The organism is Sedimentitalea sp. XS_ASV28 (assembly GCF_041224545.1).
Lineage (GTDB): Bacteria > Pseudomonadota > Alphaproteobacteria > Rhodobacterales > Rhodobacteraceae > Sedimentitalea.
In genome coordinates this window covers 1-26,046 of the sequence record NZ_JBGFGP010000061.1, presented here as the reverse complement: position 1 = coordinate 26,046, position 26,046 = coordinate 1, and the positions used below count along the sequence as shown (strand labels likewise).

The following is a 26,046-nucleotide window of genomic DNA, read 5'->3' as shown; positions in this document are numbered from 1 at the left end:
GATTATTCCTCGATCTCAAAGTGTTCGAGGTGCTTGTCGCTGATTGTGATCCCCAGACCCGGCAGGTTGTCATCCAGATCAAGGAAGCCATCAACCGCATCAGGGTCGCCTTCGAAAATGTAGTAGAACAGCTCGTTGCCGACCTCGACGTCATGCACAGGGAAGTATTCGCTGATCATGCAGTTCGCATTGGCCATGGTCAGGTGGTAGTTGTGCATCTGACCCGCGTGCGGAATGACCGGCACCTGGAAGGCTTCAGCGATGGCATTGATCTTCTGCGCCGCCGTGATGCCGCCCACACGGTTGGTGTCATACTGCAGAACGGACACTGCTTTCTTCTCGATCAGGTCCTTACAGCCGATCACGCTAAATTCGTGTTCCCCGCCAGAGATCGGAACGATGTTCATCGCGTTGAGCTCACGGTAGCCTTCCACATCATCCGCGATCACTGGCTCTTCCAGCCAGCGTGGCTCGTATTTCGCCAGCTTCGGCAGCATGCGTTTGGTATAATCCAGATTCCAGCCCTGATAGCATTCCAGCATCAGGTCCACGTCATAGCCGATGACTTCACGGACGGCTTCCACCCGTTTCAGGTTCTCGCGCATGCCGGCCATGCCGTCTTTCGGGCCCCAACCAAAGCGCATCTTATAGCCTTGGTAGTTGTTTTTCTTGGCTTCTTCCGCTTCCGCCTGCATGGACTCGATTGAGCCTGCATAAAGCTTGGAATAATAAACTGGGATTTTCTCTTTTGTTCGTCCACCAAGAAGTTTGAACACCGGTTTGCCGGTCAGCTTGCCCATCAAATCCCATATCGCCAGGTCGATAGCCGAAATCGCAGTCATGCCGATTCCTTTGCGGCCCCAAGCATGAGAGCGGCGGTACATCTTTTCCCAAAGATAGGCGTAGTCAAAGGGGTCTTCGCCGATGACCATAGGCGCAAACCAGTCATCAATCGCTTTCTTGACAACAGTCGGAGCGAGTGCTGCGTTCCCGATGCCGACGGTGCCATCTTCGGTTTCAATTTCGCAGGTGAGCCAGTTGTGAAAACGGAATGACGACATTGCGTCGCCCTTGTCCCAAAGGACGTCTGACGCGTTGGTGCAAAAATTGCCCGCTGGTGGCACGGTTAGGCCGGTCCAGTTCCATACACGGGTGCGGACGGACTTAATTTTGGTCATATGTCGTCTCCTTAGATCGCGTCACGTTCGGCGCGGTGTGTTTTTGCCATGCGCACCAGCAGGTCAAAGGCCTGCCGTGTTGCGCCAAGGTTGGCTTTGTTCTGTCCTGCGATGTCAAAAGCGGTTCCGTGGGCCGGTGTTGCCACCGGGATCGGCAAGCCGCCCGCAACGGTCACACCGCGTTCAAATCCCATCAGTTTGATCGCGATCTGGCCTTGGTCGTGATACATGGTCACGACGGCGTCCACTTCGCCGCGCTTCGCCTTAAGAAAAACTGTGTCAGACGGCCAAGGGCCTGTCACATCCATCTGCTTTTCCTGTGCTTTTTTGACAGCCGGCTCGATTGTCTCAATCTCTTCACGACCAAATTTTCCGTTGTCGCCCGCGTGTGGATTCAGGGCCGCAACCGCTATGCTTGGACGTGTTTTCCCGGCCTTGCGCAGCGTATCGTTGGCAAGGTTCACAGCTTTCAAAATGCCCTCTTGCGAGATGTTTTCGGCAACTTCTTTTAGACCGATGTGTGATGTCACACGTGTGGTCATCAACGCATCGAGAACGTTAATTTCGGAATGGTAACCTACATAGCCCAAGTAGCGGGCCATGTACTTGTGCTCGTCTTCGGCGTTCAAACCAGCAGACGTCATAGCAGCCTTGTTGAAGGGACCAAAGAGAATGCCATCGACAAGCCCTGCTTGGGCTAGGTCCAGGGCCTTATCAAGGCACCGCAAAGACGTAGTTCCGCCGGCTACCGTGACTTTGGCAATCTGGATGTCAGCAGGATCAATCGTGTCTAGATCCAGATGGGAGATTCCGGATTGATTTGTGACCTCTCCCTCGGAAATCGCGTTTAAAGGCACCTCAAGGTGCGCTTGTTTCGCGCCCTGTTGCCACAAATGGCCGTCGCCAACCAAAAGGACATGTGCGCCGTCAAGGATGTCCTCTTCATTTACTAATTTTGCAATCAATTCCGGCCCAATGCCCGAAGGATCGCCCGGTACAATCGCAATACGTGGCTTGCTCACGACTTGTTCTCCCAATGTTCAGAAAATCCGTCCGGCAGGATGACCATCACGTCTGGCTCTTTGCCGGTCTCAAAGGTCTGCACGACCTCGAATGTGTCGAGGTTGAACCGCTGCACCTGTTCACAGTCGATTGCGATGTACGCGAAAGATGCTTCGTCATCGATGCACAGTGCGAGGGGGTTGGCAGGCGTTTTTTGCTCGTGCAGCATCTCACCACTGGCTTCGTCAAAAACGCTGAATGAACCCCCGTGATGGTTCATTGTCACCAGCCGGTTGCGCCTCGAGTCATAGTAAATGCGGCATGGGTCGTTTGGAGTTGTAAAGGTGCGTTTGACCGCCAATGTCGCGGTGTCGATGACCGCAACGGTGTTCGAAATCCGTTGCGACGTGTAAAGAATTCCAGCATCTTCGCGTAGGCAGCGACCTTCGGGCTTGTTTCCTGTCTTGATCGATTTTGGCGAAACAGAGGCGTCATATGGATCAAATACAGTGACGTCCCCTGAGTTCAGGTTCATCGAATAGGCTGTTCGTCCATCCCGCGTCAGAGCAAAGAGGTGCGGTTTGTCACCGCCCACCGGCGTGATGTGGTCCCATCCCTGATCGAAGGCGCGCGGGTTCTCTTTGACCAACAAATGCCCTGACCACTCGGATAAAACATATAGTCTTCCTGCTTGGTCCAAGCCTATTCCGTGTGGGCGGGCATGCTCGCCTAGATCGTAGGTGTGGACGATGTCCTGTTTACGGATATCGATCACGACGACCGAACGACCATCTGTGCCCTCGGCACCCGAGTTTATCACGCCGTAATGGCCGACGTATGCGAAATGAAAGTCGTCATCGACGACAAACTCATGAGGATATTCAGGAAGCCCCAGGCGCCCTTGCAGCGCGCCGGTCTCAATATCGTACCAGCTGACACTGTGACTGCATTTTTCAATGAGCATCATGGACTGTGGCACAGCGAACTCCTATTCAATCTAGAAATGTGACCGGTCACAAGTTACCGGTCACATTTTGTAGCGTCAATCCCAAACTTCATCGTAGTTTCTTGGTTTGTGGAGGGCCGATCGTGCTTCGACTGCTCAAATTCTGCTTCGGGCCGGTTAGCACACCCTCGCAGAAGAGGTCTGGGAAACCACCTAGAGGTTGAGGTTTATTTTCCCCAAATCGCTGAATAGGCCTGACGGTATGGGCTGTCAGGATCGAATTGGTTACTATCACCCAGATTGGCGAGACCTTCTTGGGTCACCAAGGCCGGGGACGTGATGTAGCCAGAGCATGCCTCACCTTGGATTGCGCGGTTAAGCTCATCAACCAACTGCCAGCCTTGCAGGTTCAGTGGTTCTGCCACTGTGATGGTCTGGTAGTTGCCCGTGCGAATACGCTGGAAGGCCGCTTCAGAACCGTCACCGGCAGAACCCGCTTGAGGGCCATCGGCGCTGCTAATGCCAACAGCGGCCAAAGCTGGGCCCATGAAGTCGAAATAGAGATCGTTGATCGCTAGAGCATGTGTCCACTGATCGCCGTACTTTTGCAGTAGGTTGGTGGTCAAAGGACCCATACGGGAAGACGTGTCAGCGATGGGAGTATCGACATACTCCAGAACCGTGCCGCCCATTCTTTCGATGGTCTCTTTAATACGGTCCGCTTTATCGATCGCAATTTGATAGGTGCTGTCGGTGAAGATGATTGCTCCTACTGCCCCATCACCGGCGTCTTTGATCGCCCATTCGGCGGCCACTTCGGAAACGGTCATTGCATCCGTCGAGACATTTGCGAAAATGCCGCCCGGAGCATCACAGCCGATTTTTGGCCCGGAGTGCCAGGCCACGATTGGGATACCTGCACCGGTAACGCCTTCCAGCGCCGCCTGCTGCTCGATAGCGTCAAAACCGTTGATTATGATCCCAGCTGGGTTCAGCGCTACCGCCTGACCGATGGCCGCAGTACGACCTTGGATCGAGCCAGCACCATCTAGAACTCGCAGATCCCAGCCGATGGTCTCAGCGGCTTCCTCCACGCCGTTGGTTACACCGAGGATGCCACCGTTTTTTAGGTCCCCTGCAACGACGACAATAGATTTGCCTTCCGCTGCGGCTGGACCTGCTGTTGGGCCGTCAAAAGGTGTTTCCGCGAAAACCGGTACACCCATACCGGAAAGAAGGGCGGCAGTAGAAACCGCCATTAGGGAACGTTTAAGCATAATCTCCTCCGTATGCTGGGCTCACTTCTTGGCGCCTTTGCGCCGTTGGGCGTAACCCGCAATGCCGATCGCGATTAGCAAGGTTACACCGTTAAACATCGGTTCGACCCAGAAGGATCCTCCGAATTGCTGAATACCCGAGATGCCCACAGCGAGGATGGCAACACCAACGATAGTGCCCCACACATTCACGCGGCCTGGCTTTATGGTTGTTGAACCCAGAAAAGCTCCAACGAGTGCAGGCAGCAGAAACTCCAGTCCCACCGAGGCCTGACCAATACGCAGTTTCGATGCCAGAAGCACACCTGCAAAGGCCGTGATGAAACCAGAGGACATAAAAGCGCCGATTACGAATTTCCGGGTCGGAATACCGTTCAGCTGCGCGGCTCGTTGATTGGCGCCAATTGCGTACAGGTAGCGACCAATCGGCGTGTATTCCAGGATCAGCCACATGGCGAACGTGACCCCTAGCACGTAGTAACCGGTGATCGGCAGGCCAAACACAAAAGTGCCGTTGATCGCATAAAAGCTATCGGGCAATGCGCCCACCATCTGACGGCCACCGGTGTGCCACAGAGCCAGAGCATAAAGCACAGTGCCCGTGCCCAATGTTGCGATGAAACTGTCGATCTGCGCGATTTCAACTAAAAGACCGTTCAGGAAGCCAGTGAGTAGACCCAAAACAAGCACAATTGCCACAGCCATCGGCCAAGGCAGGCCATAGATTGTCTGCATCGAGATCGCCAAAATATGCCACAATACGATCCCATAGCCGACGGTCAGGTCGATCCGACCGGCGGCCATTGGGATCATCGCCCCGAGGGAGAGTAAGGCGATGATAGCCTTGTCCGAGATGATCGCCCGCAGGTTCAACACGGTCGGGAATGTGTTCGGCAGCAGGATCGAGAATAGCAGGATCAAGAGCGCTGTCAGGATGACCAAACCGTAGACAGGCAGCAGACGCAGGAGTCTTGTCCGGGAGCTGGCGTTTTTCAACTCTGCTTTGGTTGGTTCAAGGGCGTTGGATTCAAGCGATTGCATAGTGGTTCCTCAGTAAGTCGCCACGTTGGACGCGGATGCGACCTGGATTAGGTTTTCAGTTGTCAATTCGGTTCCAGTGAGTTCGCCGGCAATTTTGCCTTGGCTGAAAACGATTGCGCGGTGACAAATTGCGGCTACTTCTTCAAAGTCGGTGGACACCACAACAATTCCCACACCATCCTCAACGGCAGTGTTCAAAAGCGCATAGATTTCAGCTTTCGCCCCCACATCCACGCCTGCGGTCGGATCTTCGCAGATCAACAATTCGCGTTTGGTTTCAAGCCAGCGGCCGATCACCACCTTTTGCTGGTTGCCACCTGACAGGCTCTCAATCGACATGGATTGATCATTCGGTGACAGTGCGACCTTGCGGCCGATATGTTCAGCCAAAGCGGTCTCATCTCGCGGTCTCATGAAAGAAAACGGCTTTCGACCAACTGCGGCTGGGTTTAGGAAGGTGTTTTCACGAATGGACAGCGACATCGCAACGGACTCCGCAGTGCGATCCCGCGCAACGAGCCCGATTCCCGATTGCAGCGCGGCCTGTGGAGATTTCAGATTTGGCGCGCGTCCATTGACTGCGACTGAGCCCGAAAAGGGTTCACATCCAAAGAGCGCCCGCGACACATGCTCGTGCCCTGCTCCGCGCAGACCCACAAGGCCAATTATCTCATTCCGGTGCAGACTGAAGTCTACCGGTCCCGCGGCATCCACCTGAAGATTGCGCACGCTCAAAATAGCGTCGCCTGGAGCGGCCTTTGGTTTAAGAACCTGTCGCGTCTTGCGACCCACAATCATGTAAACTAACTCTTCCGGCGTGGTGTGGCGAATGGCGCGCATGCCCACCAATTCACCATCTCGTAGAACTGCGACGCGATCCGCAATTTGGAAAATTTCGTCTAAACGGTGGGATACATAGATCATTCCCACGCCCTGCTCTTTCAGCGGACGCAGCGCTTCAAACAGGCGTTCGACTTCATCGGCTGGCAGAGAGGCTGTTGGTTCGTCTAAAACAAGGAAGTCACAATCCACAGCTAAGGCACGTGCAATTGCGACCAGAGATTTCTCGGTCCGCGACAAGTCCTGAACCCGCGTCGTCGGATCAATGTCACAACCCACTTTGTCCAAAGCTTGATGCGCGAACTCTTCTACCGAGCCCCAGCTGATCAGCCCGCCCTTGCGGGAATAGCCCAACGCCAGCGCAATATTTTCGGCAACCGTCATCCATTCGATCATGCCAAGATCTTGGTGAATGAAGGCCACTGACTGACGCCCACCAAACCCACCGGGGCGATGTTCGTAAGGGTTGCCGTCAATCAAGATCCGACCTTCGTCCGGCTTATGGATGCCACCGAGGATCTTGATCAGGGTTGACTTACCCGCACCGTTTTCACCGAGCAAAGCGACGATCTCGCCACGTTCAATGTTCAAGGAAACGTCGCGCAGCGCATAGGTGCCGCCGAAGTGCTTTTGAATACGGTCAAAAAACAGATTGTTCTGCATTGCGCTGGTCACGCGAGATCCTCCCAGGTGGTCAGGTAACCCGATGCTCCTCAACATCTTCGTTGAGTTACCCGTAACGTTCGTTTAGCATTCTCCTGATTACAGCAGCTGTCAACAAAAAAGAGTTACCCGTAACGTAAGCCGCAATGAGATGAGCAAGAGTAAGGAAAAAGTAATTAACAACAATAAGATAAGTATGGCTCAAGTCGCAAAGGCCGCTGGCGTCTCCAAGATGACGGCGAGTCGGGTTTTGCGGGATGAGGGCGGGTACTCAGAAGAGACTCGTGCCAAAGTCATGGCTGAAGTCGACCGACTTGGCTACGTCCCGAATCGCCTTGCCACAGTTTTTGCGGGCGACCAAAAGTCGACTTTTGTTGGTGTATCCATTCCTGAGCTCGGAAATGAAATCTTTACGCAGGTTCTTGAGGGAATCGACCGCAAGCTAGGGGCTTTTGGACACCAGACCGTGTTGGGGATGACGGACCACGCTTTGATTCAAGAAGAGCGCTGGTTGGAAACTGTTCTGTCTTGGCAACCTGCGGGCTTGATTATTACTGGTCGCTCGCACACACCGAAATCAATTCAACTAATTCGCGGTGCGGGCATTCCCGTCGTCGAGATTTGGGATGTAAATACTGGCCCCCTCGATATGTCTGTCGGTCTGAACCATTTTGACAGCGGATATGCAATGGGCCGATACTTGATCGGGCTGGGTTATTCCAAATTCGGCTATGTCGGGACATCCCATGATACGGCAAATGCCGCAAGTACACGCCTATCGGGCTTCGCAAAGGTCATTTCGGATTCTGGCGGATCACTTGAAAAGCAACTTCTGCTCAAGGATGCGCCGGGGTTCTACACAGGGTTCTATGGTACTGAACAACTTTTGGCCGCCCACGATGGGATTGAAGTGATCTTTTTCCAGAATGACAACATGGCGGTTGGCGGGTTGCAGTATTGTCAAAAACGCGGCCTTTCGATCCCCGATGATATCGGAATCGCCGGTTGGGGTGATCTGCCAATAGCCTCGATCCAACCCTACCGGCTGACCTCCATCGCCGTCCCACATCTTAGGATCGGCCAGATTGCAGCCGAGATGGTTCTTTCGCAGATAAACGGGGAGCCGCTGCGGCGTTCACATGATGTTGGTTTTAAACTGATCCCCGGCTCAACCGTGAAAATGAGTGAAAATGGATAGTCCGTGCTGCATCGAGAAATTTTGCTCCCGAGGCTGAAGTGCGTGACGTTGATTGAACCGTTGAACCAAGGAATACCTCGTCAATCTGGGACTGGTTGATGTTGAAAGTTTGACGTTCGTCACATTATTTGAGTGACGCGCTACTTTGCTGCGCAACCGACCGATTGAACGATCCGCGGGGCCCGACGTCAGCATGTTGTGGCTCCGGCCGAAGACGCTGGCCGTAAACATCCCGTATCTCGGCTCCAAGGGTCCGTTGTGACTGCTGATCGATAGAACCGGCATAAAGGTCGAGGGAGAAGGCGAACGGAACTCCCGCAAACACGGTCGCCCGAAACGATGCCCTGTGGGCATTAAAATACTTCGGCCGTGCCCTGTGGCGATGATGGAGCGGACACCACCACCGAAGCCGCATCGAAACAAAGATGTATTGTGTCATGCTGCTGGGTCAGCGGCTCTTGGCGCGGAATTTCGACCGACAGGTCGCCGAATCTCAGGTCCTCATCGCCGTCCTGAACGGCTACACCGCGCTCGGCATACCCGTCACGAAAGCAGTGGGAGAAGTCCGTCTCGGGAAAAGGGAACCGCGGCGTTCAGTCTATGTGTGCAACAGAGCCATCCACCGGGCAGAAAGCTTCTCCGACAACTGGCAAGCCGGGTGAAGGGATTTCGCGCGCGTAGAGTGGAGCGTTGGGCACACTAATGGCAGAAGAAATATAGCGTCAAGCATTTGAACAAATTGCATGACCGCACCAATATAGGAACCTTTGTGGTCACATGTTAGCTTGTCGATGCAGCCGAGGTGACTTCAGCATCGGAGCCCTTCAGTACCCAAGCAGGCCATGCGCCAATCTCACCAGTTCGTCTTCGAATTCCTGAGTTCCGAGATGGGGGGACTCTTCCATCACTGCGGAGCGGATGGCGCCGACGATGGCGCGTGTCAAAACGTAGACTGTCACGGGTCGCAATTCCTGCGCACCAGCGGCGGACTGCGGTCGGTTGGTCAGGATTTCGCCCATGGCCAAATCGACTGGGCGCGTCAGTTCGTCGGTCAGGCCGTTAGCGATCAGGGCCTCAATGAGCGCCTTTCGGGTGCGCAGTCGTCCCTGGAACCCCTGGATCAGCGCTCGGATGCTTTCGCGCAGCGGGTCGACCAGCTCGGCTGGCTGTGTTGTGCCAACCATGCGTGCGCTCACGGCCTTGCCCGTGAGGGCCAGTTCCTGGCGCGCAAGCGCGATTAGGATCGCGTTCTTGTCGGGGAAGTACTGATAGAGCGTACCGATGCTCACCCCGGCGATCCGGGCGATCGCGTTGGTGTTCGCGGCCACAGCACCGTCGGCCTGCAAAATCCGAGCAGCGGCTTCCAGAATCGCATCGACAGTTGCTTTCGCGCGCGCTTGTTTCGGAAATTTTCTATATGAATCCATTGCTTGCATCGCGATCTCCGTTGCGCCGCCGGCCGGTTAAAAGCGAGTTTGGGAATCTGAGGATTATTCATATTTTATCGGACAGAACTTCGGAATCAAGTTTGAAAGGAATTCCCCATGAAACTGTCCCTTCTCCTGTTCGGATTATCTTTGAAACTGCGAGCCACCGGTAGGAGCAATCCACAGGTTCGTGACCGGCTCCGGTCGCGCTCCGCGTCGGTCCGAATCCGGACTGCGGATCAGCGGGAGGGCCGGCTGTTCGTTTTTGGTGACGGTCGGGTCTTGACGAAGTCCGGCGGGCACGGCGGCGCGGACGCGACCTTGGTCTGGAAAGACGCCGACACGGCGTTCCAGGCGATGACCTCCCGCGACCCGCAAGCGGTGGCTGGCGCTCTCGAACGCGGCGACCTGACCATCGTCGGCGACCCGATGGTGGCGCAATGGTTCGCCGGGGTAATCCAAGCGATGAAAGGGCCGGCCCTCGCCCCGACCGGAAGCGAAGCTGTGGCGGTTATCGGCCTTGGCAAAATGGGAGCTGGGTTGGCTGTAAATATTCAGAGTGCCGGTTTCCCGCTGGTGGTCTACAACCGCACGGCAGCAAAGGCGCAACCATTCATTGATCGCGGTGCGCGCCTGGCTGCCAGCCCGCGCGATGCGGCGACGCAGGCTAACATCGTGGTGACCAGTTTGATGGACGACGCCTCGGTGCGCAACATCGTGACCGCCCCGGACGGGATCCTTGCAGGCCTGGCGCCCGGGGGCATCCACCTCTGCGCCACGACGATCTCGCCCGAACTTGCCAAGGAATTGGCCGAGCTGCACCGCGCGCACGGAAGCCATTTCGTCTCCGGCGCCGTGGTCGGTCGGCCGGACGTGGCCGAGGCCGGTGAGCTCATCTCGTTGGTGGCGGGCGACACCGGTGCCGTGGCACGCTGCAAGCCGGTTTGCGCGGCCTATTCCAGCACCACGATGGTGCTCGGCGAGGATCCGGGTCTCGCCAATTTCGCCAAGCTGTCGTTCAACTATTTCGCCGTCGCCAATATGGAATTAATGGGCCAAATCTACGCTTACGGCGACGCCGTAGGCATCGAGCGGGACCTCTACGCGCGTATGTTTAACGCAAGCTTTGCCAACCCCACTCTCAAGATGTATGCCGACAAGATCGGTGAGCGGGCGTACACAACCGGGGTCGGTTTCGAGCTCTCCGGCGGGCTGAAAGATGTGAAGCTCATGAAAGCTGCCTCCGACGCAACCTGTGGCTCACTCGACTATGCGTCGGTCATCATCGGCAAGATGGAGGCCGCCGTTGAAAATGGCTGGTCGGATCGGGACTGGAGCGTATTCACTGAGATCTCGAGGCGTGACGCGGCGGGTCAGGTTAGAGCCGGCACGATGCCGAAAGTCTTGACCTGATAACCCGGTGTCTCGCGGGTGATTTCGATAGAGAGGTCGCACCCATTAGCTTTTGCATCAGTCTCGGGCGTGTGGGCCAGTCGCTAGATAAGCACATTTTTCTCTGGCAGGTAGAGCCAGAGAAAGGGAAGCCCGGGTGCCGGGCTTGAAAGGATAGAGAGAGCCTCATCCGGGTCCGGCGCAACGAGGATCCTTACCATGGCGAAGACCACAACCCGACCGAAACCCACCACCTCAAAGAAGACCGAAACTGCCGGATCGACCGCGCCTGACGGCGCCGCCGACATCCGGATGATCCCGCTCGATCAACTGGAGCCGAGCCCTCTAAATGTCCGCAAGGTCGCAGCCAGTGCCAATGATGACGCAGAACTTCTCGCAAGCATCCGCGAGACCGGCATCAAACAGAACCTGGTGGTTCATGCGCTGTCTGAGACACGTTTTGCCGTCGATGCGGGCGGACGCCGCCTCAAGGCGCTGAAGCAGCTCGCCGAAGGCGGTGTGATCCCCGCAGACCACCCGGTGCCCTGCCTCGTTGAAGATGAGAGCGATGCCATCCTCACCTCTGCCACAGAAAACCTCCAGCGCGCGGCGATGCACCCGGCAGACCAGTTCGAAGCCTTCGACAAGATGATCGCCGAAGGCCGCAGCGAGGACGAGATTGCGCTGAAGTTCGGCGTTTCGGTTGACCTGGTACGTCGCCGCCTCAAACTCGCCCGTGTCGCCCCCGAGATCATCGAACAGTTCCGCGCGGGCGAACTGACCCTCGAATGTGTGATGGCCTTCACGCTGACCGACGACCATGACCGCCAGCTCGCGGTCTGGAACGCCGTGAGGGGCGGCTATCACATCCATCCGCAGAGCATCAAACGTCAGCTGACCGAGACCGGGCATTCGGCGAACTCGGCACTTGGTCGATTTGTCGGCATCGAGGCGTATGAGGCGGCGGGCGGGGTGCTGCTCCGCGATCTCTTCGACGATCGTGCCAGCGCCCATATGGAAAACCCCGAGCTCCTCGAGCGTCTCGCCATCGAGAAGCTGCAGTCCGCGGCCAAACCCTTCGAGGCGGCTTGGAAATGGGTCGAGGTGCATCTCTCGGTGGACTACGGCGCGTTTCGCAGTTTCGGGCGGGTCTATCCGCAGGATATCGACCCCGATCAGGACCTGCTCGCCGAAGAGGAACGCCTCATCGCGCGCGAGGAAGAACTGGCGGCGCAGAATGACGGTGAAGACTGGACCGACGCGGAGACGGAAGAATATTACGCCATCGAGCCGCGCCTGCGCGAGATCGAGGCCCTTCAGCGCGAACGGCAACCTTACGCAGACGAAGATCGCGCTATCGCCGGCGTGGTTCTGACCATCGGTCATGACGGGGCGTTGCGCGTCGAGAAAGGCCTCGTGCGACCGGAGGATATTCCTGCTGCGCCCGAACCTGACGAGACCACCGCAGATGCGGATGGCGGCCCATCCCCTGCCCGTCCGCAGGTGACGCCGCCGACCTCCTCGACGCCGATGCCAACTTCCGACCCGGCTGCGACCTTGCGCAAGGCGGATGGGATTTCGGCAAGCCTCGCCGACGATCTTCGCGCGACGCGTCAGCATATCCTTCGGGCGCATCTGGCAGCGGATTTCGAGGTGGCGTTCGATGCGATGCTCTACGCGCTCTGCGAGCAGGCTCTGGGACGGTCCTACAACAATGAAGCGCTCGACATCTCGATCCGACCCTTCCAGGCGCAAAACCGCGAGGTGCTGCATGCAGAAACTGTCGCCCAGAAGATGCTCGAAGCGCTGGAACAGGATCTCGCCACCGACTGGATGAAGCTGGAGAAACCCGAGGACTTCCGGGCCATGTCGGCGCTGCCCATTGCCGACAAGCAGGCGCTTTTCGCTTGGGCAACGGGTCTGGCGGTCAAACCGCAGCTCTCCTCCGACAATCGCCCCTCCGCGATCGTCGAGGAGATCGGCGCGAGGCTTGACGTCGATGTGGCGGCCTGCTGGCGCCCGACCTCGCAGAACTACTGGGGTCGGGTCAACAAGGGCCATGCAGTGGCCACGGCGCGCAAACTGATCGGTGACGACTATGCCGAGGATCGCAATCGCGAGCGTAAGGGCGATCTCGCCGCGGCCATGGAGCGGGCTTTCGCGGAAACGGCCAGCGAGACGGAAGGTTTTGACGCCGCCACGGTCGCAAGGACGACGCGCTGGCTGCCCGAGGGGATGGTGTTTGCCGATGCGACGGAGACCGACGCCAAAAAGATTAGCGATGCGCCCGAGGTCGAGGAAGGAGACGTGCCCGCCGCAGACGCTCTGGCCGGGGCGGAGAGTGATGAACCATCGTCCTTGCCCGCCTTCCTCAGCGAATATGCAGCCTGACGAAGCAAACATCGGTCTGATTACTACATGAACTTTGGGCCGTCCTCACATCGAGGGCGGCCCTTTCCGGCTGGCGGGTTGCCTACAGCCGATATCGGATCGGCTGGCCCGTCCCGGAGATATCCCATGACCACCACACTCGATCTCGATCCCGTCAAGGAAGCCGCACTCATTGCCTCCCAGAATGACACGTTTCGGCGTTCCATATCTGGCAATACGCCTGTCGCCGATGCCCCGTAGGGCCAGTTCGTGATGACGCGTGGCGTCGCGGCGCTTGGGCCCGACGCCCAACTGGATCTCACCCGCCGTGTTGCCGCGTTTGACGGTTTCAATGCCGACAGTGACCCGCAGGGATTGCACGAGATGGGGGTCATCGAATTCAATGGCACGAAGGTTTGGTTCAAGATCGACTTGTACGACGTCGATTATCAGTACGGCTCGCCTGAGCCTTCCGACCCGAAACAGACGCGTCGCGTGCTGACCCTGCTTCTCCCGTCGGAGTACTGACGCCCACCACCCCCAATCGCCGCCCTGGACCGCCCTTGCACAAAGGGCGGTCCTTTCGGGCTGGCGGGTTCCAAGGGGCGCGATGGTTGCGCCCCGCCCGCCGCAGGAGACCAGAGATGGCCAAGACACTCGACTACCAGATCACCCTCTACCCCGCGCATCGCGATGGCGCCTTCGTTGTTACCCAGTTCCAGATGCTGGGGAGCTACCCCGAAAAGCGCATCCAGGCCGCGGGCATGGATGACCTCATCGACAAGGTGACGCAGTTCGCCATGGAGCATGGCGAAAGCTGCAGCGCTTCGGTGCGCTGCCTCGCCCCGCGCAAACCGCCTGGGTTCAAGCGCGCGACCGAGAACCTCTATTTCAACCTGGTTGATCGGACGGTTGAGAAACGCGGCGACGCTGCGGCCTGAAGCCACCAACAGGAAACCTCCGGGCGGCCTCGCCAAACGGTCGCCCTCCCCCTCTCCTCAATTCCAAAGGACAAAAGACATGACGCATGAGACTGATTTCTACGCTCAGATGCTCGAATCCCAGAGACGTGCTGCCGAGCAGCGGGTCGAGACCCGCGCGGCACTTCTCACCGAGCAGCGTGCCCTCGGTGTGACAAGCATCGAGGTGCAATATGAAGGCTACGGCGATTCCGGCAATGTCGAGGATGTCGTCGTGAGACCTGACACGATCACCCTGACGGAAGAGCTGCGGCGCCGGGTCGAAGACTTTGGTTGGGACTTCGCCTATGCGCTGAGCCCCGGCTTCGAGAACAACGAGGGCGGCTATGGCAAGCTGACCTGGGCACTCGAGGCGGACAAGATCGATGTCAGCCACTCGAACCGCTATATTGAGACCAGCACCACCAAACACGAGGGGCTCTGACATGGCACATCCCCTCCATCACGCAGAAGGCTCGGCCCGGAAGTTCGGCGGCGTTCCAGATGACTATCAGTTCGTGCATGACTGGTTTGACTCATCCAAGGAACACCTCGCGGTCTTCACCCATCGTGCGCACCGGCATCATACCTTGGGGATCTTCGAGGCCGAGCGGCGGTTTGGGTGCAGCCTGACCAACAGTGCGGGCCGGGTCGTCCCGATCCGCTGGATCGGCGAGCAGCATGTGCGCGAAGACTGCCAGGGGCGCATCCCGTCGCTGGCGGATTGGCTCGGACGCATACAACCCGAACCGTGGATGGCCAATGGTCGGATCGACAACGACCCGACGCAGATCGGCAGCGATCCGCGCTCGGCTTGGATCGAGGCGGTCTCCAATCGCCAGACCATTCTCGGTTTCGAGGATTGGCTTCTGAAAGTCTCGGTCGAGCACGTTCAGCACCGCCAGAACCGCGCCGCCGCTTGATCCGCCGGGTGGCGGCCTCACCAACAAACTCTTCTCATCCAGATCGACCCGCCTGCGCCCATATCGACCTGGCGGGTCGTCTTCGCTTCAAGAAAGGATAACGACATGCAAGACCCTGTCTACGAGGAGACCTACCAAGGCCATACCATCAAGATCTACCACGACCCCGACGCTGAGAGTCCGCGGGAGTGGTCCAATCTTGGCACGTTGATTTGTTGGCACCGCCGATACCGCTTGGGTGACAGCCACTCCTTCGACAGCCCCGAGGCGTTCTTGCGCGATCTCGCCGGCATCTCGGAGCAGCGTGAGCTCTCGATGGATCGCCTCCAGGAACGCGCCGAGCGTAACGCCGTCCTTCTGCCCGTGTTTCTCTATGACCATTCCGGTCTCGCGATGAACACCATCGGGTTCCACTGCCCATGGGATTCCAGCCAGGTTGGCTATGTCTATGTGACGCTTGAGGCGGTCCGGGAGGAGTTCGGCGCGAAGCGCGTCACCAAGGCTCTGCGCGCAAAGGCAAAAGACATCCTCTGCAGCGAAATCGTCAGCTACGATGCCTATCTTGGCGGCCGGGTCTATGGCTATGTCATTGAGCAGGACGGCGAGGAGGTCGACGCCTGTTGGGGGTTCGTCGGGCACTATGAGCTGGACTGCCTGTCCGAGGCGAGGGCGGTTGTAGATTACCTGACTTTGCGAGAGCTGCACAAACCTGCCGGCGCCGAGCAGGGCGCAAGCCCGCCCCCGAGTTGAAACGCGCGCAATACTCATATATCTTATTCATGCATATTCCGGAGGTGAGCATGGCAAGCACAAGCGTCACACTTGGCCCCCATTGGGACGAATTCATCACCCTGATGCTGAAGGAGGGGCGCTACGGGTCAACCAGCGAGCTGATCCGTGCTTCCTTGCGTCTTATGGAGGAGCAGGAAGGTCAGCGGGCGCGGCTTCGCGTTGCGCTGATGGAGGGCAAACAATCCGGCGATGCCGGTCCGCTCGATATGGATGAAATCAAGCGCAAGGCGCGGAGCCGCTTCGGCGCTTCTGATGCGTAAGATCCATCACTCCCAGGCGGCAAAATCCGACCTCGTCGAAATCTGGGTCGAGACATACCGACAGTGGGTTGAGGCGCTGGCAGACCGCTATCTCGACGACATCGATCGTGCCTTGCAGGGGCTCATCGCCAATCCTCAAATGGGTGTGGACTGTTCCGATCTCTTGCGGGGTGCGCGCAAACTGATCACGGGCCGACACCTCGTGTTCTATGAGGTGGATCCGGATAGGATATTCGTGATCCGGGTCTTGCATCAATCCATGGACGTGCCGCGCCACCTGCGGCCGTCCTGACACCGGACAAATCCGCACCGGGGCTTTGCCATGAAAGAGCGAGAGACAGGGCGGGAGGGGTGACCCCTCCCGGGTGAGAGAGTGCACGCGGGTCTCGGGGCCAACCTTCAACCCCGGAGATTGCTGATGAACGCTCACCCCCATTCCGTCCCGCTTGTGCCTGAGCCCGAGACCCCTGCCCTGCCGGATGCCTCGCGCTTCGCCCACAACCTGATCCAGGCTGCGAAAACCCTCGTGTCTCACTTCGAAGCGGGCCGACCCATCGACGCTGCCTCGTTGCGCGCCGCGATGGAGGATACCTTCGGCGCCAGCGACACCAGCGGCGCCTGGGTCTGGAAGGACGCCTACGAAGCGGCAGAAGTCGCGCAGATCCTGATGCTCTCGCGCTACGGCGCACTGATGCAGCGCCAGGCCGCCTCGCCGCAAGCCTTCCTCACCATGATCGAAGGTCTTGCCGCTCTGGCGCCGTCGCACACGCGGCGTTCTGAGGACAGCGTCCGTCTGCAACAATTCTCAACGCCTTTGCCTCTCGCGGTCATTGTTGCCCAAGCGGCGGGGTTTCGAGCCGACGATCTGGTGCTCGAGCCCTCAGCCGGCACCGGCATGCTGGCGATATTTGGCCGGATTGCGGGCACTCTCCTGGCGCTGAATGAACTCGCGGAGACCCGCCGCGCCCTGCTGAGGGAATTGTTCCCCGGTGCAGTCGTCTCGGATCACGATGCCGCCTCGATCGACGACCGGCTGGATCGGTCGATCACGCCCTCTGTCATCGTGATGAACCCGCCGTTTTCTGCGGCCAACCTTGTCGAAGGTGAGTTCCGGCAGGCCACCAGTCAGCACGTGCTTTCCGCCCTAGCGCGCCTCGCGCCGGGCGGACGTCTTGTCGTTATCTCGGGCGAAAGCTTCCGCCCCACGACGAAATCCTTCCAATCGACGTTTCAGCGGATTGGCCAGAGCGCCGATGTGGTGTTTTCTGCCGCCATCGACGGCAAGGTCTTCGCACGGCATGGCACCACCATCGATACGCGGCTGACCGTGATCGACAAGCGCACGGTTGGCGCTGAGGCGACCGCGCCGGTCGACATCGAGGCCGCCTATCATCCGATCTGCGCGACCACAGCTGATCTTCTATCGGTGTTGCTCGCGCATTGCCCGGAGCGGCGCAGCCCCCCGCCCTGCCCCACCACATCGGCTCTGTCGGTCCCGCTTCAGCCGACCCGCACCAACCTGCAGGCCCTGCGCAACGCCGCGCGCAAGGAAACCCGTGCCCTCGCCGAGGAACGGGCAAGGCATCCCTTCGACGACATCGAGACGGGCCCGCTCGATTTCCTGCCGAAAGCCTGGAGCGAACCCGACGGCGCGCTGCAGGACACGGTCTATGAGACCTATGACCTTCAGGCGATCCGGATCGATGGTGCGACGGAACATCCGACAGCACTGGTCCAATCCGCCGCCATGGCCTCGGTCCCACCGCCTGTCCCGACCTATCGCCCTGTTCTGCCGAACACCCTCGTCGCGGACGGCCTTCTCTCCGCGCCGCAGCTCGAAAGCGTCATCTATGCGGGCAATGCCCACGAGATGCATCTCAAAGGCTGGTTCAAGCGCGGCAAAATCGAAGGCCAGCTGATGGCGGCTTCCGAGGGTGACGAAGGTGCCTTCCGCCTGCGCAAAGGCTGGTTCTTGGGTGATGGCACGGGCTGCGGCAAGGGGCGGCAGGTTGCGGGCATCATCCTCGACAACTGGCTTAAGGGACGCCGCCGCGCAGTGTGGGTCTCCAAGAGCGACAAGCTCATCGAGGATGCGCGGCGCGACTGGATGGCGCTCGGAGGCCGCGAAAGCGATATCGTGCCGCTCTCGAAGTTCCGCCAGGGCATCGACATCCGCCTGCCCGAGGGCATCCTTTTCGTCACCTATGCCACGCTGCGTTCGGCGACACGCGAGGGCAAAGCCTCCCGCCTCGACCAGGTCACGTCCTGGCTGGGCGAAGGGTTCGACGGGGTCATCGCTTTCGATGAAAGCCACGCAATGGCGAATGCCGTCGGCGAAAAGTCTGACCGCGGCGACAAGAAGGCGTCCCAACAGGGTCTCGCCGGCCTCGCGCTGCAAAACGCGGTTCCGGATGCGCGTGTGCTCTACGTCTCGGCCACTGGTGCGACGGTCGTCGGCAATCTCGCCTATGCCTCTCGCCTGGGTCTCTGGGGCACCGGGGATTTTCCCTTCGTGACGCGTGCCGAATTTGTCGCCGCGATGGAGGCTGGGGGCATTGCGGCCATGGAGATGATCTCACGTGACCTAAAGGCGCTCGGGCTCTATCTCGCGCGGTCCCTCTCCTATGCCGGGGTCGAATACGAAATGCTGGTCCATGAGCTGACGCCTGCCCAGGTCGCGATCTATGACAGCTACGCCGATGCCTATCAGGTCATCCACAACAACCTTGAAGCCGCCCTTCAGGCCTCGGGCATTTCTTCTGAGACCGGCACGCTGAACGCCCAGGCGAAATACGCCGCGCGCTCGGCCTTCGAGAGCAATAAGCAGCGTTTCTTCAACCATCTCATCACTGCCATGAAATGCCCCTCGCTGATCCGCGCCATAGAGGCGGATCTGGCGTCAGGGCATTCGGCGGTGATCCAGGTGGTCTCGACCAGCGAGGCGGTGATGGAACGGCGCCTCGAAGAGATTCCGCCTTCGGACTGGGACGACCTGCAGGTCGATTTTACGCCGAGGGAGAACATCATGGACTACCTGATGCACAGCTTCCCGACGCAGCTCTTCGAGCGTTACACCGACGAGAATGGCGATCTACGTTCGCGCCCCGCCCTCGATGGCGATGGCAACCCGATCATCTGCCGCGAAGCAGAGCGGCGTCGCGACGAGCTTGTCGAGCATTTGGGGGCCCTTGTCCCGGTGCAGGGCGCCCTCGATCAGATTCTCTGGCATTTCCGCGGGGATGCGGTGGCTGAAGTCACGGGGCGCAAGCGGCGCATCGTGAAGACGCGCGAGGGACGGCTCAAGGTCGAGAACCGTCCCGCCTCCTCCAACCTCGGCGAGACGCAGGCCTTCATGGATGACGCCAAGCGCATCCTGATCTTCTCCGATGGGGGTGGCACCGGGCGCAGCTACCACGCCGATCTCGGGGCAAAGAACCAGCGCCTTCGGGTGCATTACCTCCTGGAGCCCGGTTGGAAGGCCGACAATGCGATCCAGGGGCTCGGGCGCACCAATCGCACCAACCAAGCGCAACCACCGCTCTTCCGACCCGTCGCGACCAACGTGAAGGGTGAAAAGCGGTTTCTCTCCACCATCGCACGCCGCCTCGACACGCTGGGAGCGATCACCAAGGGCCAACGCGAGACTGGGGGTCAGAACATGTTCCGCGCCGAGGACAATCTCGAAAGCCCCTACGCACGCGCGGCGCTGCGGCAGTTCTTCTACAAGCTGCGTGCGGGCAAGATCGACGCCTGTTCTTACGCGAAGTTCCAGGAGATGACCGGGCTGACGCTCGATGAGGCGGATGGCACGATGAAGGAGAACCTGCCGCCGATCCAGCAGTTCCTGAACCGATGTCTCGCGCTCCGCATCGACATGCAGGACGCGATCTTCGAGGCCTTCGGCGGGTTCCTTTCGGCCATCATTGAGGACGCGCGCCAGGCGGGCACGCTCGATGTCGGCCTCGAGACCCTGCGCGCAGAAAAATTCGAGATCGTTGATCGGAAGGTGATCTTCGAGCATGAGGCAACGGGTGCGACGGCCACCGCGCTCACCGTTGAGCGTACGGATCGCAACGACCCGCTCACCCTGCCCCGGGTCAAAGCGATCTGCTCCGATACGAAGGGTGCGACGCTGTGTTGGAAAAAGACCTCCAAACGCGCGGCGCTGATGGTGAAAGCGCCAGCTTTCATGGATGAGGATGGCGTGCCGATCCTTCGGGTGAAGCTCTTGCGGCCCATGGCGACCGAGATCCTTGCGCTGACCGAGTTCTCGAAGTCGTACTGGGAAGAAATCGACGATGCGATGTTCGAGCAACTCTGGCAGGCCGAGGTCGATGCGGTGCCCGAGTTCACAACCTCGAAGATCACGCTGATCTGTGGGTTGCTCCTGCCGATCTGGGACCGGCTGCCCGTCGATAACATGCGCATCTACCGCCTTCAGACCGAAGACGGGGAGCGCGCCATCGGCCGCTTGGTCAGCCAGGAACAGCTTCTCAATGTCTATGCGCGGCTCGGCCTCGACTGCCAGATCGAGATGACGCCGCAGGAGGTCTTCGCCGCGGTGATGGAGGCGAAGACGACCCTCAGCCTGCTCGGCGGCTACCAGCTCCGCCGGTCGCTGGTCATGGGACAGCCGAGGCCCGAGCTCATCGGTGCGCCGGGCGCGGCCCTGCCCTCTCTGAAGGCCCTGGGCTGCTTCACCGAAGTAATCCAGTGGAAGACGCGGGTGTTCATCCCGGTGGATGGCATCGAGGTGCTGGCACGGATCCTTGCCGAGCATCCGGTTGGCGCCAGCGCCTCGGATGTTGCCGCATGAGCGCGCGGCGCAGCATTGCAGACCTCTCGGCCGATCTTGCGGACCGTGCCGAGAGTTTCTGCCGCCTGTATTTCCCCGAGGGGCGAAAGCAGGGCAACTATTGGCAGGTCGGCGATACCTCGGGGGCCAAAGGTCAGAGCCTCGCCATCCGCCTGCAAGCTCAAGGTGGGCGCAAGGCCGGATCTTGGACCGACTATGCGACGGGGCAATATGGCGATCTGATCGACCTGCTGCAGGAACGGCTTGGGTCGGTCACGTTCAAAGAGACGCTGAGGGAGGCCCGGTCTTTCCTCGGGGAGGCCCCCTGCCCGGCCGAGTCTCGTTCTACCCGACAGGCTGAGCGCCCGGATGCAGCCTCCAGCAGACGCATCGCGCGGGCGCGCAAACTCTTTGCCGCTGGCAATCCGGTCTTGGGCACCCTGGCCGCCACCTATCTGCAGCGGCGCGGGATCACACGGCTTGGACCTGCCCTCCGATATCACCCGCGGGTCTTCCTGCGGAAGGGCGAGGACGATTCCGATCCGCCGCAAAGGGCTCCTGCCCTGCTCGCCAAGATCACCGACAATCAGGGCCAGATCACCGGATGCGCAAGGGTCTATCTCGACCCGTCTACCGGCGGGTTAGCCGAGATCAAGAGCCCGAAACGGATCCTCGGGCAGCTGTACGGCCATGCCATCCGTTTCTGGTCCGGCTCACCTCGCAGCGATCTCATCGTCGGCGAAGGTCTCGAGAATACCCTCTCGATAGGCACGGCTCTGCCGGAGTTCGACCTCGCCTCCTGTCTCACCGCCACCCATATCGGTCTCTTCATCCCGCCGCCGGGGATCAAGCGCTTCTGGATCGTGCGAGACAATGACGAAGCTGGGCGGAACGCATCAATGAGATTGCGTAACCAACTGGAATCGCTTGGAATTGCCTGTGGTGATCTCGTGCCAAACATGGGCGACTTCAACGACGATCTGCGGGCATTCGGCAAGGATGCGCTGCGCCGGTCCCTGCTCAAGGCCATGAAAGCACAAGGTCTGGAGATTGAGGACGGGTGACCGCCAACTTCCTCAGCGAAGTCCGAAAGGGCAAAGGTTCCGCGGGTTCAATCTGATCCCGTTTGGAAAAGGGGAGCGATGGACCGGCGGGTCGGGGCTGAGTGCCCCTCGCCCGGGCAGCAATGCGCCCCGAACCAGAAAATTCCCCTGCCCCTTCGGGCCATTCCTCGCGGGATCAATTTTCCGGCCCGGTGCGCATTCTCCGCTTTGCTCCGATCCTTGCGGATGCAGCCCGGTCGCCGCCGGTCCTGATATCGCCCCATCCAAATCGGGTCAGATCAAACAGAGGAACCAGACAATGCCCCATCAGACAGACATCCAAGAGGAAACCGGCGTGACCTCCGCCATCCTCGACCACCTCGCACTTCATGGTGCAACGCCGGGACCAGGCGAGACCGATCACCGCCCCCTGCCCCAGCCCGACGAGGTCGAGCTCGCCATGGCGACGCTCTTTGACACTACCATCGGCCTTCTCACTGGCAGCCAGTTGGAAGACAATCTCGAAGAGATGCTCTGGTCCCTCACCTCGATCTTCCATCGCCGGCTCACCCATATCCAGAAGCTCCTCGATGACAACGAATTCGAGGTCCGGGAAAGTCTGGCGATCCAGGATGGCTCCGAGGTCGCCTCGGTCGAGCTCGAGCGCCTCCAGATGATCGGGCTGAAGCTCTGGGATCACCGCGACGCTTTCGAGCAGATGCGCGATCTGGCCGTGGACCACTTCTCGGCCGCCACGGGTTCACCTTGGCTGCCCCGCACCGGTTCCAAGGTCTCGCATCGCGGCCTCACCTCCGCCGTGGTAGACAGTCGGGCCTATCTCTCGGCGAAGCGCCGCAAGGAGACCGAAGTGCATTGCCCCGAAGGTACACGGATCGCCTTCTCGGGCGGGGACTATCATGCCTATGATCTGATCTGGTCCGTCCTCGATGCCACCCATGCCAAATACCCTGACATGGTGCTCCTGCATGGAGGCACGCCCAAAGGCGCCGAGATGATCGCGGCCCGTTGGGCAGATACGCGCGGTGTCACCCAGGTGGTCTTCAAACCCGACTGGAAGAGCCACGGCAAGGCCGCACCCTTCAAGCGCAACGACAAGATGCTCGAGACCATGCCGCAGGGTCTGATCGCCACCCCCGGTTCCGGCATCACCGAGAACATCGTCGACAAGGCCCGCAAGCTCGGGATCCGCATCAAGAGAATCGGGGCTTAGGCCCCGGTTCGATCTCGACTTGGTTCGCGAATGCAGCCAATGGTTCTATATTCCAGATAGGGCAGCTAAGCGGGACGAAGTGCACTTTCGCTGTTCGTCACGCCAATGTCCCTCAGTGTCAGTTGTCGCCGCCGATTGCCCTGAGTGTATTCAGGGCATTGATTGCGGCGGGCAGGCCACCATAGAGCGTCATTTGCCAGATTATCTCGGCGATCTCCGTTTCCGTCAGTCCGACTTTTAACCCCGCTTGGACATTGATCCGAAGTTGCGGCGCAGTTTGACCGCCAATTGCCGTCAAGGCTGCAATCGTTGCGATATAACGGCTTTTGAGATCGAGCGCGGGACGGGCGTAAAACCGGTCATAGGCCATGTCGATGACCGTATCCGCCATGCCCGGCAAGAGATGCCCATACCGCTCTTCCAAAACCTCCCGGACATCCGGATTGAGGCTGTCGGCAAGTCGTGCTCCGTCCGCCTCTGTCATCGCAATGCTCCGCCCAGGGTGAACCCGCCGTCCACGACGATGTCCTGTCCGGTTACAAATTCGGCATCGTCCGACAAAAGCCATGCTGCGGTGCCTGCCACATCTTCTGGGCGGCCGTTTCGGCGGAGTGGAGTGTGGCTGGAGAGCCGGCTGGAAATCTCCGAGTCCAGAACTTCATCCGCCATCGGGGTCAGGATAATTCCGGGGCTGATCGCATTGACGCGATTGCCGCGCGGCCCCTCTTCCGCCGCCCAAACACGCATCATCGCGAGCAATCCGGCTTTCGTGGCTGCGTAGGCGCCCGTTCCCGGCATGACCGCCCCCGCCGTCCAGGAGGCGTTTATCAACACCGCGCCATGGTCCATATGGGGCAGGCATTGCGCGACCGTTTGCTGAGTCCCGACAAGGTTGGTCTGAACGAGGTCGCTGAAATCGGCGGCCTGTGTTTCACGCAAAGGTTTGAACTCGCCAAGATACCCGGCATTTGCGAAGACGGCATCGAGCTTGCCGAATTGCGAAAGCGTGGCCTCGATACCGGCCGCCACTTCTTTGGGATCGGAGATGTCGCAGGTGTAAACAAACGCCATGCCGCTGTACGCACGGATGTCTTGCGCCACGCCTTCAAGAGGCGCCGCCCGCCGTCCCCAGAGCGCAACGGCCGCGCCTTCACGAGCCAGTCGAAGGGCAACGGCGCGCCCCATCCCGGTCCCGGCGCCGGTCACCAGCACCGCGCGGTTTTCAAATCGGTTTTCCATCATGTCTCCTCGTCGTGGATTGATGGAATACGATGTAGATGAAAAATAATTTATGATAATTACGATATAATTTGTCGCTTCCAAAAGGATTTCTTTGCAATGGATCTCTTCATCGCCATGCGCACCTTCGTCGAAGTCGTTCAAGCGGGATCAATGAATGCGGCGGCACAGAAACTCAACGTCACCAGCGCCTTGGTCGGACAACGTATCGGAGCCCTGGAGAACCATCTTCAGGTTCGCCTGCTCAATCGGACAACGCGCAAACATAGCCTTACAGACTTTGGCGAAAGCTATCTCGAACAATGCCGGGACATTCTGGAGCTGGTTGCGCAGTCCGAAGGCAAGGCCAGTGACCAGCACGCCCAGCCGCAGGGACGCCTTCGCATCGCAGCGCCGCTCAGTTTCGGGAGCGAAGCCCTGATGCCCACGCTGAAGAGCTTCACCGATATGACCCCGGGCATCGAGGTTGACTTGGTCCTCTCTGACACCAATGAGGATTTGATCGCAGGCGGATTTGACGCGGCTTTTCGCATTGGGAAACTGGAAGACAGCACGCTCCTGCAAACCCGGCTCGCTCCCTATAGGATGATGGTCTGCGCATCGGCCGACTTGCTGAAGACACATGGTGCGCCCCGCACACCATTGGATCTGGAACGATTTCGGGCTGTTCTGTTTTCAAGGATCGGACGCAGAGCGTGGCGCTTCGTCAGGGATGCCGAGACGCAAAACTGGACTCCGAAGGCGACGATCACGGTGAACTCCAGCCAGGCCGTGCGTGTTGCGGCCAAAGCGGGCATGGGCATTGCCATGCTCCCTGAATGTCTCGTCGCCCAGGATGTCGCTGCTGATGAGCTTGTCCGGGTTTTGGCCGACTGGAAATTGCCTGAGCAGCCCATGTCGCTCATCTATCATCGCGACCGATATAGGCCGCAAAGGCTGGCGTCGTTCATCGATTTTGCGCGATCGACCTTTGGAAGTCGTCCGATAAACAGATAGGGTGAGTAGCTGCCACGATAGAGCAGACGGAAAAATATGACTCACCCGTGACAACTTTGGACTCGTAGCCGCCACTAGCTGCACGGTCACTTAACGGCCGCTTCTGAGCCGGGCGAATTCAACAGGCATTTTCTCCTGACCGGTCCCCCTGCCGTATGGTATTTTCCAGATTGCTGTTAGCCTCACATCCTCGGTCATTTAGCCAGGGGTGCTGCGCTTCGGTTGGTATTCTTGTGCCCGAGAGTGCGACCTGTCGGCACCTCTAGGCTAATAGGTCGGCTTTTCGCTAGATCGCCCCCTGCAACATCGCCCTCGTCTGTTTACTCACATTCATTCGCGGCCACCGCGCTTCTCCCTTTGTCTGAGTTGCATGACATGCTGGTCGCAGCTGTCGTCCCGTCCACAAAGGTTGTCACCGATCTTTTTCCCCTGACCCTGCGGGTCATTCCTCGCGAGGCAAAAAGACCGGCGCCT

Annotated in this window: 23 protein-coding genes and 1 pseudogene; 15 read left to right on the top strand and 9 right to left on the bottom strand. The window is 59.2% G+C overall.

Annotated features, from left to right (window positions below; all coding sequences use genetic code 11):
- Nucleotides 1-2: 2 nt before the first annotated feature.
- The 6 genes from AB9K34_RS02240 to AB9K34_RS02215 form a co-directional block, all read right to left on the bottom strand.
- A complete protein-coding gene (locus tag AB9K34_RS02240; protein WP_369952820.1) occupies nt 3-1,178 on the bottom strand; it encodes an L-rhamnonate dehydratase in 1,176 nt (391 codons plus the stop codon).
- Between the two features lie 11 nt (nt 1,179-1,189).
- Complete coding sequence (locus tag AB9K34_RS02235) at nt 1,190-2,200, bottom strand: 4-hydroxythreonine-4-phosphate dehydrogenase PdxA (RefSeq protein ID WP_369952819.1); 1,011 nt, start codon at nt 2,198-2,200, stop codon at nt 1,190-1,192.
- A complete protein-coding gene (locus tag AB9K34_RS02230; protein WP_369952818.1) occupies nt 2,197-3,159 on the bottom strand; it encodes a YncE family protein in 963 nt (320 codons plus the stop codon). The genes AB9K34_RS02235 and AB9K34_RS02230 overlap by 4 nt, the downstream gene beginning before the upstream one ends.
- A gap of 194 nt (nt 3,160-3,353) precedes the next feature.
- Nucleotides 3,354-4,403: a substrate-binding domain-containing protein gene (locus AB9K34_RS02225; RefSeq protein ID WP_369952817.1), complete on the bottom strand. Its 1,050-nt coding sequence runs from the start codon at nt 4,401-4,403 to the stop codon at nt 3,354-3,356.
- A 21-nt stretch (nt 4,404-4,424) separates the two neighbouring features.
- Nucleotides 4,425-5,444, bottom strand: a complete 1,020-nt coding sequence (locus AB9K34_RS02220) for an ABC transporter permease (RefSeq protein ID WP_369952816.1) — start codon at nt 5,442-5,444, stop codon at nt 4,425-4,427.
- A gap of 9 nt (nt 5,445-5,453) precedes the next feature.
- Nucleotides 5,454-6,959, bottom strand: a complete 1,506-nt coding sequence (locus AB9K34_RS02215) for a sugar ABC transporter ATP-binding protein (protein WP_369952815.1) — start codon at nt 6,957-6,959, stop codon at nt 5,454-5,456.
- A 139-nt stretch (nt 6,960-7,098) separates the two neighbouring features.
- Here AB9K34_RS02215 and AB9K34_RS02210 point away from each other — a divergent pair, with 139 nt between their 5' ends.
- Together AB9K34_RS02210 and AB9K34_RS02205 are read left to right on the top strand one after the other, a co-directional pair.
- Nucleotides 7,099-8,145 carry a LacI family DNA-binding transcriptional regulator gene (locus AB9K34_RS02210; RefSeq protein ID WP_369952814.1) on the top strand — a complete coding sequence of 349 codons (1,047 nt, stop codon included), beginning with the start codon at nt 7,099-7,101 and terminating at the stop codon, nt 8,143-8,145.
- Nucleotides 8,146-8,320: 175 nt separating this feature from the next.
- Nucleotides 8,321-8,807: pseudogene (locus AB9K34_RS02205) on the top strand (hypothetical protein); the annotation flags it as partial.
- A gap of 162 nt (nt 8,808-8,969) precedes the next feature.
- Here the strand turns inward: AB9K34_RS02205 and AB9K34_RS02200 are convergent.
- Nucleotides 8,970-9,581: a TetR/AcrR family transcriptional regulator gene (locus AB9K34_RS02200; RefSeq protein ID WP_369952813.1), complete on the bottom strand. Its 612-nt coding sequence runs from the start codon at nt 9,579-9,581 to the stop codon at nt 8,970-8,972.
- Nucleotides 9,582-9,689: 108 nt separating this feature from the next.
- Between AB9K34_RS02200 and AB9K34_RS02195 the strand changes: the two genes are divergently transcribed.
- The 12 genes from AB9K34_RS02195 to AB9K34_RS02140 all read left to right on the top strand — a co-directional run bounded on the left by AB9K34_RS02195 (nt 9,690) and on the right by AB9K34_RS02140 (nt 23,337).
- Complete coding sequence (locus AB9K34_RS02195; protein ID WP_369952812.1) at nt 9,690-10,985, top strand: NAD(P)-binding domain-containing protein; 1,296 nt, start codon at nt 9,690-9,692, stop codon at nt 10,983-10,985.
- Between the two features lie 198 nt (nt 10,986-11,183).
- Nucleotides 11,184-13,355, top strand: a complete 2,172-nt coding sequence (locus tag AB9K34_RS02190) for a ParB/RepB/Spo0J family partition protein (RefSeq protein ID WP_369952811.1) — start codon at nt 11,184-11,186, stop codon at nt 13,353-13,355.
- A gap of 252 nt (nt 13,356-13,607) precedes the next feature.
- Nucleotides 13,608-13,862 (top strand): DUF3768 domain-containing protein, encoded by a 255-nt coding sequence (locus AB9K34_RS02185; protein ID WP_369952810.1) that lies wholly within the window; start codon nt 13,608-13,610, stop codon nt 13,860-13,862.
- Between the two features lie 116 nt (nt 13,863-13,978).
- Nucleotides 13,979-14,275, top strand: a complete 297-nt coding sequence (locus tag AB9K34_RS02180) for a hypothetical protein (RefSeq protein WP_369952809.1) — start codon at nt 13,979-13,981, stop codon at nt 14,273-14,275.
- Between the two features lie 79 nt (nt 14,276-14,354).
- Nucleotides 14,355-14,738 (top strand): DUF6878 family protein, encoded by a 384-nt coding sequence (locus AB9K34_RS02175; protein ID WP_369952808.1) that lies wholly within the window; start codon nt 14,355-14,357, stop codon nt 14,736-14,738.
- A gap of 1 nt (nt 14,739) precedes the next feature.
- Entirely contained in the window at nt 14,740-15,216 is a 477-nt protein-coding gene (locus tag AB9K34_RS02170; RefSeq protein ID WP_369952807.1) for a hypothetical protein, read from the top strand.
- 105 nt (nt 15,217-15,321) lie between these two features.
- The gene (locus tag AB9K34_RS02165; protein WP_369952806.1) at nt 15,322-15,966 is read left to right on the top strand and encodes a hypothetical protein; all 645 of its coding nucleotides are present in this window, start codon (nt 15,322-15,324) and stop codon (nt 15,964-15,966) included.
- A 50-nt stretch (nt 15,967-16,016) separates the two neighbouring features.
- Nucleotides 16,017-16,268, top strand: a complete 252-nt coding sequence (locus AB9K34_RS02160; protein WP_369952805.1) for a type II toxin-antitoxin system ParD family antitoxin — start codon at nt 16,017-16,019, stop codon at nt 16,266-16,268.
- Nucleotides 16,261-16,560 (top strand): type II toxin-antitoxin system RelE/ParE family toxin, encoded by a 300-nt coding sequence (locus AB9K34_RS02155; protein WP_369952804.1) that lies wholly within the window; start codon nt 16,261-16,263, stop codon nt 16,558-16,560. The genes AB9K34_RS02160 and AB9K34_RS02155 overlap by 8 nt, the downstream gene beginning before the upstream one ends.
- Before the next feature lie 126 nt (nt 16,561-16,686).
- On the top strand, nt 16,687-21,084 hold the full coding sequence (locus AB9K34_RS02150; protein ID WP_369952803.1) for a strawberry notch-like NTP hydrolase domain-containing protein: 4,398 nt from the start codon (nt 16,687-16,689) through the stop codon (nt 21,082-21,084).
- The gene (locus tag AB9K34_RS02145) at nt 21,081-22,127 is read left to right on the top strand and encodes a toprim domain-containing protein (protein ID WP_369952802.1); all 1,047 of its coding nucleotides are present in this window, start codon (nt 21,081-21,083) and stop codon (nt 22,125-22,127) included. The genes AB9K34_RS02150 and AB9K34_RS02145 overlap by 4 nt, the downstream gene beginning before the upstream one ends.
- A gap of 298 nt (nt 22,128-22,425) precedes the next feature.
- Complete coding sequence (locus AB9K34_RS02140) at nt 22,426-23,337, top strand: DUF2493 domain-containing protein (protein WP_152467172.1); 912 nt, start codon at nt 22,426-22,428, stop codon at nt 23,335-23,337.
- Nucleotides 23,338-23,455: 118 nt separating this feature from the next.
- On the opposite strand, the gene AB9K34_RS02135 is transcribed toward AB9K34_RS02140, so the two are convergent.
- Together AB9K34_RS02135 and AB9K34_RS02130 are read right to left on the bottom strand one after the other, a co-directional pair.
- On the bottom strand, nt 23,456-23,821 hold the full coding sequence (locus AB9K34_RS02135; RefSeq protein WP_369952801.1) for a carboxymuconolactone decarboxylase family protein: 366 nt from the start codon (nt 23,819-23,821) through the stop codon (nt 23,456-23,458).
- Nucleotides 23,818-24,720 (bottom strand): SDR family NAD(P)-dependent oxidoreductase, encoded by a 903-nt coding sequence (locus AB9K34_RS02130; protein WP_369952800.1) that lies wholly within the window; start codon nt 24,718-24,720, stop codon nt 23,818-23,820. Before AB9K34_RS02130 ends, AB9K34_RS02135 begins: the two co-directional genes overlap by 4 nt.
- On the opposite strand from AB9K34_RS02130, the gene AB9K34_RS02125 reads away from it, so the two are divergent.
- Nucleotides 24,676-25,572, top strand: coding sequence for a LysR family transcriptional regulator (locus tag AB9K34_RS02125; protein WP_369952798.1), 897 nt, complete (start codon nt 24,676-24,678; stop codon nt 25,570-25,572). The two genes, AB9K34_RS02130 and AB9K34_RS02125, sit on opposite strands and share 45 nt — an antisense overlap.
- Nucleotides 25,573-26,046: the final 474 nt, after the last annotated feature.